The following is an 11,031-nucleotide window of genomic DNA, read 5'->3' on the forward strand; positions in this document are numbered from 1 at the left end:
ATGATTCCCGGAAAAGACGCTACTGTTGAGAAAAAAGATGATCAAAAAGAAAAATACGGATCATTTTCATTATTTGATATTGAACATTTTTTAAGAAGAGTACTGAAAAACTGGTACTGGTTTGTTTTCATGCTTTTTATAGGCTACGGAATATCATGGGTGTATACCAAGTATTATGCGCAGAATATCTATGCTTCTGACCTTTCATTAAGTGTTTCTAATAATACGGCAAGTTATTTTACTCCTACAAATCAGTCTTTTAACTTTATTTGGGGACAAGGCGGAAATCAAGACGGAGTTTATCTGAAAAAACTGCTTTTCTCAAGATCTCACAACGAATATTTAGTGAAAGAATTAGACCTTTTTGTAAATTATTCTACAAAAGGGGTCATAAAATCAACTTTTTTAGATAAAGATGATTCGCCCGTATTTTTACAGATTGATAAGCAGCACAATCAACAGCTGAATTATCCGATTACTTTAGTTCCTAAAGCACACAATACATATGAAGTTGTTTTGCCGGACGAGGGGCATTCTACCAACTTATATAATTATATTTCAGAAGGTTTCCATAATGTAAATGCTTATGAAAGGCCAGCCAATAAAATCATTAAAATAGGCGAGTGGTACACTTCACCGAATTTAAGATTCAAATTAGTCGCAAATCCTGCTGAAACAAAAATTAAGCTTCCCAATATTATTGTAAGCCTTACCTCAGTAAATCAGGCAGTTAATGATATTATATCATCCATCGGGGTTGATTTTGATAAAGAAATCAGTACCATTATGATTATTACCAAAAAAGGATATAATCTAAACAGTACGGTTAACTTTTTAAATACAACAGTGAGTCAGCTTCAAAAAAAGAGACTTGAAGATAAAATGACAATTGATAAAAATACAGAAGCTTATTTAGGCAAAAATCTTGGTACAATCAGAAAAAAATTAGATTCAAGCGCAAATATCTTGAACTATATGAAAACCAATGAAAAGCTGTATGATATCAAAGACAGAGACGAGAAATCATTAACAAGAATAAAAGATTTAGAGGCTAAAAAAGCTGATCTTGAAAGCAAGGTAAGCTCTTTAAATACTATCAGACAATCACTGGAAACTCAGAATTTTGATAAAATGATCAGTACGGATGCTGCTGGTTTTCAGGATGGTATGTTTAGCGCTTCTGTTTCGGAATTAAAGGCTTTATATCTTAAAAGGAGAGAAATGGCCACCATTTATACTCCTAATTCCGAACCGATGAAAGAAATAAGCAGGCTTATTAATGAAGCTAAATTAAGCTCCACTGGTTCTTTAAAAAATTATTATAATAATTTTTATAACGAAATTAACAGGATTAATAAAGAAGTCGGTGATGCCAACAAAGATCTCGCAGGATATCCGGAAAAAGAAAGAAAGTACCTGGATGCCGAAAGAGGCTATAATATGATCGAGGCTACCTATAACAGCTTATTGGGTAGACAAAATGAAACCCAGATGAGAATGGCCACCAATCAGTCTGATATCAGCGTGATTGACCCTGCAAAAAATGTTGGGCAGGCTCCTATTGGCCCTAATGTAAGGGCTGCAAAATTCGGGATCATCGGCGGATTATTGGTTTTACCTTTATTATTTATTTTTATTGGTGAGATATTAGACAATAAAATCAGAAATATTAAAGAGTTATTGGGTGCAACAAGAATCCCTTTACTCGGTGTTATTGGCAACAACAATAATGAAAATATGCTTACCGTGCTTGAGCAGCCTAAATCTTCGGTTTCTGAAGCATTCAGAGGAATCAGGGCTAATGTAAGATTCTTATCGAGCGAAAGCGAAAACAGCAAAGTAATTCTGGTCACTTCCTCTATTGGAGGGGAAGGAAAAACCTATGTTTCTATTAATCTGGCTTCTGTTCTAGGATTAAGCGATAAAAAAACTGTTTTATTAGGAATGGATTTAAGAAAGCCTAAGATTTTTGGTGATTTTAATATCGATAATAAATATGGTATCTCAAATTATCTTACTGGAGAGGTAGACGTTGATCAGATTATCAACCATACGAAAATTCCGAATCTTGATGTAATTACATCAGGGCCGATCCCGCCAAACCCGTCAGAACTTTTAATGAGTGAGAGAAATGTGAAATTTATCCAGGAGCTTAAAAAAATCTATGATTTTATTATTATCGATTCACCTCCTGTAGGTCTTGTTGCCGATTCTTATGAGCTGATGAAATACTCGGATGCCAATATTTATGTTGTCAGACATGAATATACGGAGAAATATATGCTTAAAATGATCACTGAAAAGTATCATAACGGCGAAATCGGCCACCTGGGCTTGGTGTATAATGACTACAATACAAAGCAAGGGTATGGATACGGATATGGCTATGGATACGGTTATGGATACGGGTACGGCTATTTTGATGAGGATAAAAATTATAAAGAACCTTTGTTAATAAGAATAAGAAATAAAGTTCAGTCAATATTTAACAAAAAGTAATATATTTAAACCCTCATTTAATGGGGGTTTGTTCTGTATCAGGCATTTTGAATGTATTAAAAAAAGAATATTTTCGCCACTTTGCCGTTTACTTTATAACAAATTATGTTTTTTTGTTTATTTTTAACTAAACATTAAGATTATCATTAATATAAAAATGTTTTATATTTGCAAAAATTAATTTTTAAAATAACCATAAATCCATATTCTTTTATGAATAAAAAATTATTGTTTAGCTTCCTTGCCGCCCTAGGAACTGTGGTAAGTGTTAAAGCACAAAGAAACGAATTGGGAGTTCGTCTAGGTATGAGTAACCTAGTGGGTGATATAGGAAGAACGAACTATATTTTACAAAAGCCATTGGATTTAGATAAAGCGTCGGATTGGGGGGTTCCTTTTTATGGAGGTTTATTGTATAGATTTAATTTTAACCCTCATCAGACTGTAAGGTTAGACCTTGGATATAATCAGGTCCAGTTTAGCGATAAAGCGGCGAAAGAAGAGTACAGACAAAACAGAAACTCTTTCGGGAAAAACAATATATATGAAGCAAGCTTAATGTTTGAATATAATTTCTTCCCAGTAAACAATGAGCAGAAAGGTATGCTGAGCCCGTATATTTTCGCGGGAGTAGGGGCTTTGATGTATGATGCTCCGAAAGCTACCATGGTCAATGACTTTAGAAGAGATGCTGATGGGGTGGCTCAGGCTCCGGTCAATGAGTTGGACTTTACAAGCACGCCATCTTATTCTACAGGTACAAAAACAACTATGCATATTCCGTTCGGGGTAGGTTTAAAATATAAGTTCAACTACAGTTGGGCAATTTATGCAGAGGCAATGTTCAGATATACGCTGACAGATCAGTTAGATTACAGCAAAATTCTTGACAAAGACGTGGTTTCTACATACAATGGAGATATTTTAAGCCCGTCAACCGGAGGTTCTCTATTACAGACGGGAAATTATTATATCGTTGCTGAAGAGAGAAGGAAAAAATTTATAGGTGATAGAAATATTGGAGATCAGAATTCAAGAGATTGGTTAAACACCGTAAGCTTAGGTGTTACTTACTCTTTCGGAAGACCTCCATGTTATTGTGAGTAATATGTCGTTGATTAAAGATAAAATAAATTCTGAGAATTTACCAAAACATGTTGCCATCATTATGGATGGGAACGGCAGATGGGCAAAATCTCGTGGTGAGGAAAGAACTTTTGGGCACAAAAATGCCATTGATGCAGTAAGAAATGCTATTAACGCTTGTAATGAGGTTAATATCCCATATTTAACGCTCTATACATTTTCTTCCGAAAATTGGAACCGTCCTGCAGAAGAAGTAAATACTTTGATGAATTTACTCGTGGAAACACTTTTGCTCGAAGCAGAAGAAATTTTCAGCAAAGGATTGAGAATGCATGTCATTGGTAATTTGGATAAATTGCCCTCACTCGTGAAAGATCAGCTGCTTCGTGTAGTAGAGCTGACAAAAGAAAACACAAAAGGTAATTTAGTATTGGCAATAAGCTATGGCTCACAATATGAGATACTGAATGCCGTAAAAAATATAAGTGAAGATGTCAAAGAAGGCAAGATAGAGGTAGAAAATATTGATGAAAAACTATTTGAAAGCTACCTTTATACCAAAGATTTTCCTCCTGTAGACTTATTGATAAGAACCAGCGGTGAAATAAGAATAAGTAATTTCCTCCTTTGGCAGATCGCCTATGCAGAACTGCAGTTTTTAAATGTTCTATGGCCAGACTTTACCAAAGATATTTTCTTCCAGTGCATTGTAGATTATCAAAGCAAAGAAAGAAGATACGGTATGACTGGTGAGCAAATAAAAATTCAGTAAAATTAAGAAAAGAAAGACTACGATAAAATGAAGTTTAGACTATTACCCATCATTATGTTTGTTGCTTCTGCACATTTTTATGGACAGGTAACACCACAGGATAGCACAAAAGTGAGCACAAATCCTGTGTATGCAGAGAACCAAGCAGGTACTTACACGCTTAAAGACATTGTTGTTGATGGGGTTAAGAAATATACACCGGCTCAGATCTTACGATTTACAGGTTTATCTAAAGGCGAAAGCGTAGATATTCCCGGTCAGAAAGTTAGTAATGCCATCAAAAAACTTTGGGACACTCAATCTTTTTCGGAAGTAGAGGTGTATGTTCAGAGCATTGAAGGAGAAACTGTAGTTCTTAAATTCTATTTACAGGATTTGAAGGAACTTGGAGAGGTAAAATTTACCGGCAAAGGAATCGGTAAATCTAAAAATGAGAAAATGGCTAAAGACAACAATCTGAAGCCGGGAACAAAGATCACTCAGAACTTAGTTTCAAGCCTTAAAACCAATATTCCTAAAGATTTTATTAAAAAAGGATTTGCTGATGCCAAAATATCCATCCAGGATAAAGTAAATGCAGGAGATCCCAATTTAGTAGACTGGACGATCAATGTTGAAAAGGGCAAAAGAGTAAAAATCGACCACATCGAGTTTGAAGGAAACGAAAATGTAACCGATAAAAAACTTAGAAACAAAGCCTTTAAAGAAACAAAACAAAAAAGATTCGGTATCGGAGGTATTTTAAAATCTTCTAAATTCATTGAAGATAAATACCAGGAAGATAAGCAAAGTCTTGTTAATTATTATAACTCCCTGGGATACAGAGATGCAGCAATCGTTTCTGATTCTGTCTGGAGAAACAAAAAAAATAATTACGAAATCAACGTAAAGCTTAAAGAAGGTAAGCAATATTACATCGGTGATATTACATTTACCGGAAATACAGTATATCCCACAGATTATTTACAAAGACTTCTTGGATACAAGAAGGGAGATATTTACGATGCGGTAGGTTTCAACAAAAAAGTTGGTGAAGACGGAGGTAAGGAAGACGATTCTGATATCAAATCAGTATATATGAATAACGGTTACCTTTTCTCTAACGTTACGCCGGTTGAAAAATCTGTAGATGGAGATAAGATCAATCTTGAAATCCGTATCAACGAAGGTGAAAAAGCAACCTGGAACAGAGTAACCTGGTCAGGAAATACAACTACCCATGACCACGTTATCTTAAGGGCTTTAAGAACCAAACCGGGAAATCTTTTCGCGAAAAGTGATATTAAAAGAACCTATTTCGATCTTGCCGGTATGTCATTCTTTGACCCACAGCAGATCGGCCAGGATATTCAGCCAAACCAACAGGACAATACAGTAGATATTGCATGGAAATTAGTTGAAAAAGGATCTTCACAGGTTCAGTTACAGGCCGGTTACGGCGGTAACAGCTTTATCGGAACTTTAGGATTAACGTTCAACAACTTCTCGTTAAAGAATTTCCTTAGATTTAAAGACTTCAGACCCGTGCCTCAAGGTGATGGACAAACCTTATCAATTCAGGCGCAGGCGGGGCAGTATTTCCAGAATTATGGAGTTTCATTTACAGAGCCTTGGTTATTCGGAACAAGACCTACAGCACTTTCTGTAAGTTTGAATACTTCAAGGGTTAAATATTCTGATGCTACCGGAAATGACCAGAAATTAAATATTTTCTCGGCTTCAGTAGGGTTAAACAGATTATTAAAATGGCCGGATGATTATTTCTCATTATATACAGGTCTTCAGTATCAGAAATATGATTTCAGCAATTATCCGTTCGAATTTGGGGATACAACCGAATATTACGGAACTGCAAATAACTTTAGTTTAAATATAGGTCTGAGCAGAAACTCTGCGGGGATAGATCCGATCTTCCCGACGGTAGGTTCAAATATTGAGCTTTCGGCAAAGCTTACTCCACCTTATTCATTGTTCAGCAATAAAGATTATTCTACCATGTCTCCAACGGATAAGTATAAGTGGATGGAATTCTATAAAATCAAGTTTAAAGCTGATGTTTATAACGAAATCGCTGGTAAATTGGTTTTAAGATCATCTGCCGAAATGGGATTCATGGACGGATATAACAAAGAACTGGGAGCACCGCCTTTCGAAAGATTTTATGTAGGAGGTACCGGTTTATTTGGTGGTAGATATGACGGTAGAGAATTAATTCCGTTAAGAGGATACGAAAATGCTTCTACATACGGAGGTACTACAGACGATATTACTCAAAAAGGAGGAGGTACGATTTATAACAGATTTACGTTAGAATTAAGATATCCGATTTCATTAAACCAGACGGCTAAAATTTATGCATTAACTTTTGCTGAAGGGGGTAACGTTTGGAATTCATGGAGCAGCTATAATCCTTTCCAGTTAAAAAGATCAGTTGGTGTGGGGGTTAGAGTCTACATGGGTGCATTTGGTTTGATCGGGTTCGACTTTGCTTACGGATTTGACAAGCCGATAGGAAGCGCAGATCCTTCTGGCTGGAAGACACACTTCTTAATGAACCAATCATTATAATCATAAATATGAAAAACCTTAAAATACTTTTCACATTTGTATTATTCTTGCTTTTCAGTTTTAGCAGCGCCCAAAAAATCGGTGTTGTTGATACTGAATATATACTGGATAAAATGCCTCAATATAAAGAAGCAGAAGCAAGATTAAATTCACAGATCGATACCTGGCAATCAGAGCTTCAGAATTTACAGTCTGAATACGAGAAAAAAAGATCAGCGTTCGAAAGTGAAAAAGTGCTTTTAATTGGCGATCAATTAAAGCTCAGAGAAAAAGAAGTGCTTGATTTGGAAAAAAATATTAAAACCACAACAAGCTTACGCTTCGGAAGTACAGGCGAGATCACAAAATTAAGATCAAACCTTATCGTTCCTTTTCAGGATCAGATCTGGGGCGCAATTAAGACGATGGCTGAAAAAAATGGGTTGGGTATGGTTCTTGATAAAACAAGTAACAATGTGCTTTTCCTCCAAAAAAGATTTGATTACTCAGATAAGGTATTAGATATTTTATTAAAAGGGTCAACCACTTCAGACAAAAAAGAAAAAAGCAAGAAGTAAAAAAAATTATTAACTTTTGCTTAAATTTAGAATCTAAAAACAAATTAAATTATTTATTTACCAATTATGAAAAAATTAAGTGTATTATTTGCAGCGGCGATGATGGTTGTATCTGTAGGTATGGCAAAGGCTCAAAAAATTGCTACTTTAGATGTAATAGGTGTTCTTAACGCAATGCCTGAAAAGAAAAAAGCAGATGCTGACCTTAAAACTTTCTTAGATACTAAGCAAGGTGAAATCAAGAAAAAAGCTGATGCAGGACAAGCTAAATTAAAGCAATATTCAGAAGAAGCGCCTAAGAAAACGGCTGAAGAAAACAAAGCTAGAGAAGCTGAATTGGCAAAAATGCAGGAAGAAATTCAGCAGATGAACGACAAAGCTCAAAAAGATTTCGTGGCCAAACAAGATGCTGCTTACGAGCCGATCGAGAAAAAATTAAATGATGCCGTATCTAAAGTGGCAAAAGCTAGCGGATACGATTATATTATGGATGCAAACTCTTCTGCTTTTGTTTTCAAAGCAGGTCCGGATGCTACTGCAGCTGTGAAAAAAGAATTAGGAATTCAATAATTTTGTAAATTAACAAACATTTATAAAACTTGCCACCTCTTTTAGGGGTGGTTTTTTTATTTTTGCCAAATGGAAAAAGAAGTATCAACCACCGTAAAAGTCAGGTTTAGCGATTGTGATCCGATCGGGCATTTAAATAATGTCAAATATCTGGATTATATGTTCAATGCCAGGGAAGATCATGTAGAAACATTTTATGGCTTCACTTACGAAGAATATACAAAAAAAACCGGCTGCACCTGGATTGCTATTCAGAACGAAATAGCCTATTTAAAGGAAGTAAGATATAATACGCAGGTTGTTATCAGCAGTAAAACCATTGAAATTCTGGACAGAACAGCCAAGGTTGAGATTTTAATGAAAAGTTTAGACGAAAAAACAATTCATGCCGTTCTTTGGGTTACGGTGATTTATTTTAATGTTAAAACCAGAAAATCAGAAGTTCATCCTGAAGACGTTAAAGAGATCTTTCATAAATTTTATGTAGATTTAGAACAGAAAGATTTCCAGTCTAGAGTTAAATTTTTAAGATCACAAAACGCGAAAAATTCATAATGAAAAAAATAATAGTAATAGGAAGCAACGGTCAGCTTGGAAATTGTATAAGAAAAATTGCTCCCGATTTTGAATTGGATTATGAGTTTATCTTTACAGATTCTCAAACGTTAGATATTACCGATGAAGATCAGGTTAATAAATTCTTTACGGACAACAAACCCGATTTTTGCATCAATGCTTCGGCGTACACGGCGGTGGATCTTGCAGAAAAAGAAAAAGAAAAAGCGTTTGCCGTAAATGCAGATGGTGTCGCGTATTTGGCGCAGGCTTGTAAAAATAATAAAGCAATTTTTATCCACATTTCTACAGATTATGTTTTTGATGGCGAAACTAATTTGTGCTACTCGGAAGATGATTTCACAAACCCAATCGGAGTTTACGGTGAATCAAAATTAAAAGGAGAAGAACTGGCTTTAGAAGCAAACAAGAAGACAATTATTTTAAGAACTTCCTGGTTATATTCAGAATTTAACAAGAATTTTGTTAAAACCATGTTGAACCTTTTCTCTCAAAAAGAAGAATTGGGAATCGTTGCCGATCAATTCGGGCAGCCTACCAATGCAAATGATCTGGCAGAAGCAATCATGAATATTATTGAAGCTCCACAAAAAACTTACGGGATCTTCCATTTTTCAAACTATCCGGAAACAACATGGTTTGAATTTGCAGAAAAGATCGCCGAGCTTTCAAAATCTTCAGTTAAACTAAATGCTTTGACAACCGAACAATATCCGACTCCGGCAAAAAGACCAAAGAGAAGTACAATGTGTTTAGATAAAATTGAAGAAGTCTATAAAATCGAACCCAAACATTGGGAAAACAGTCTGGAAGAATGCATCGAAATTCTTTCAAAATAATACATATATATAATGAAGAACTTAGGAATTGTCATTTTAGCTTTATGTGTTCAGCTTTTCAATGCACAAAATGTGTACATGACCAAAGTTGAAAAAACACATGAGAACACAGATAAATTTTTATATAAAATAAATGAAGAGGCAAAAGATGCAGAATATCTGGGCGAAATAGAAGTTCAGGGTTTCTCAAAAGACGATGCCGAAATTTTTTCTTTAATTTATAAAAAAGCAAAAGAAATTGGAGCAAACACGTTTACCTTAAAACCTTTTGAAAATATAGACGGAAGTCCACAACCGTTCAACGCATCAAATTATAAACTCGGTTTATACTATCTTCCCAAAGAAAAGTTGTTGAATCAAACAGGCAGGATTTATTTATTCGCTTCCTCGGACAAAAATCAAAAAATAGACATTAATAAAAAGAACTATGAATTGGCGCCGCGTTCCTATACTGTCATAAATGTTATTCCGGGAGATGTTTATACGATCTCAACTAAAAAACTTTTGGGCTCTACCATAAAATTGCAGCCAAAATCCGGAGATGGCAATCAGTATTTCCAGATCTCAGCCACAAAAATCAAATCCGATGATTCAGGAGTCGGAGGATTAAATTTAAAAAGTGGCGACATTATCGGTTTAGAAAAATCCTACGCAGAATTTTTAAGCGTAATATATAATAAAGAAAAGCAGAGCAATTAAGCTCTGTTTTTTATTAGAAACCATTTTCAGTTTGTCGATTTGTTATTATATGTAGTTTTAAAAAGCTCTTTTCCTTCTTCCTCTCAACTCTTCACAGTCCACACTCTTCAACACTAAAACCTCCAACTCTTTTTTCTTAGGAGCTTTTTCCCGCTCTCCACTATATCTTTTTTGTACGGCCTCCGCTACGCTCCGGCCGCACAAAAAAGGATGCCGTTTCGATCGGGGCTAGGGTATTTGTCTTTTTTCAATCTGTCACAGCTAATTCAACGCATTATTTGCAAAGCCTTGGGAGGTTTCAAACCTTGACGAGGCTCTCAATCAATCCAATTGCCATTCACTTTGTCATCCTGAAAGGATCTCAACAACAAAAATAAATTATAAAGTATTAGAAATAAAACTCCGCAGGTTCCAATAAGAAACAACAAAACGTCTGCTGCAATAATTCCCCTCCAAAGTAGAGTTTCAAAAATTCAAGGAATTTTTGACGGTGGTTTACACTTTACACTTTATATACAAGAACCTTCTCCATACCATGTCCACATTTTCTTTTGCCGTTCTTTAATTGATAGTAAGCTTTTGCTTCAAGGCAAAAGGACATTTAAACAATACAACTCCATTTAAAATCATTTAAAACACGGGTATAATATACATCTGCTCATTGTGGATAAGTGTTAATCATTATTTAACAGTAAATATATCAGTAGTTTAAAATAAAAGTTTCCCACAATTGATTATTTTAAGTTAAATGTATTTGGAAGATAAGGGATAAAGGGTGTACTTTTGCCGCACTGAAAACGTAAAGAGTTCGGTAGCGCAGGAGAGCTTTTAGATAAGCGTTATTATTAGAAACTACTATAAAGAG

General features: G+C 35.1%; 9 protein-coding genes. All 9 read left to right on the forward strand.

The window, feature by feature from the left end; all coding sequences use genetic code 11:
* The 9 genes from BLT04_RS09440 to BLT04_RS09480 all read left to right on the forward strand — a co-directional run bounded on the left by BLT04_RS09440 (position 1) and on the right by BLT04_RS09480 (position 10,166).
* Positions 1-2,499, forward strand: coding sequence for an exopolysaccharide transport family protein (locus BLT04_RS09440; RefSeq protein ID WP_089755520.1), 2,499 nt, complete (start codon positions 1-3; stop codon positions 2,497-2,499).
* A gap of 213 nt (positions 2,500-2,712) precedes the next feature.
* Positions 2,713-3,606 carry a type IX secretion system protein PorG gene (porG, locus tag BLT04_RS09445; protein WP_089755521.1) on the forward strand — a complete coding sequence of 298 codons (894 nt, stop codon included), beginning with the start codon at positions 2,713-2,715 and terminating at the stop codon, positions 3,604-3,606.
* 1 nt (position 3,607) lies between these two features.
* Positions 3,608-4,357, forward strand: coding sequence for an isoprenyl transferase (locus BLT04_RS09450; protein WP_089755522.1), 750 nt, complete (start codon positions 3,608-3,610; stop codon positions 4,355-4,357).
* A gap of 27 nt (positions 4,358-4,384) precedes the next feature.
* On the forward strand, positions 4,385-6,925 hold the full coding sequence (gene bamA / locus BLT04_RS09455) for an outer membrane protein assembly factor BamA (protein ID WP_089755523.1): 2,541 nt from the start codon (positions 4,385-4,387) through the stop codon (positions 6,923-6,925).
* An 8-nt stretch (positions 6,926-6,933) separates the two neighbouring features.
* Positions 6,934-7,482: an OmpH/Skp family outer membrane protein gene (locus tag BLT04_RS09460; protein ID WP_089755524.1), complete on the forward strand. Its 549-nt coding sequence runs from the start codon at positions 6,934-6,936 to the stop codon at positions 7,480-7,482.
* A gap of 66 nt (positions 7,483-7,548) precedes the next feature.
* Positions 7,549-8,052 (forward strand): OmpH/Skp family outer membrane protein, encoded by a 504-nt coding sequence (locus tag BLT04_RS09465; protein ID WP_089755525.1) that lies wholly within the window; start codon positions 7,549-7,551, stop codon positions 8,050-8,052.
* A 69-nt stretch (positions 8,053-8,121) separates the two neighbouring features.
* Complete coding sequence (locus tag BLT04_RS09470) at positions 8,122-8,607, forward strand: acyl-CoA thioesterase (protein WP_089755526.1); 486 nt, start codon at positions 8,122-8,124, stop codon at positions 8,605-8,607.
* Entirely contained in the window at positions 8,607-9,467 is an 861-nt protein-coding gene (rfbD, locus tag BLT04_RS09475; RefSeq protein WP_089755527.1) for a dTDP-4-dehydrorhamnose reductase, read from the forward strand. The genes BLT04_RS09470 and rfbD overlap by 1 nt, the downstream gene beginning before the upstream one ends.
* Before the next feature lie 12 nt (positions 9,468-9,479).
* A complete protein-coding gene (locus tag BLT04_RS09480; protein ID WP_089755528.1) occupies positions 9,480-10,166 on the forward strand; it encodes a hypothetical protein in 687 nt (228 codons plus the stop codon).
* Positions 10,167-11,031 lie beyond the last annotated feature (865 nt).

The organism is Chryseobacterium soldanellicola (assembly GCF_900100115.1).
GTDB lineage: Bacteria > Bacteroidota > Bacteroidia > Flavobacteriales > Weeksellaceae > Chryseobacterium > Chryseobacterium soldanellicola.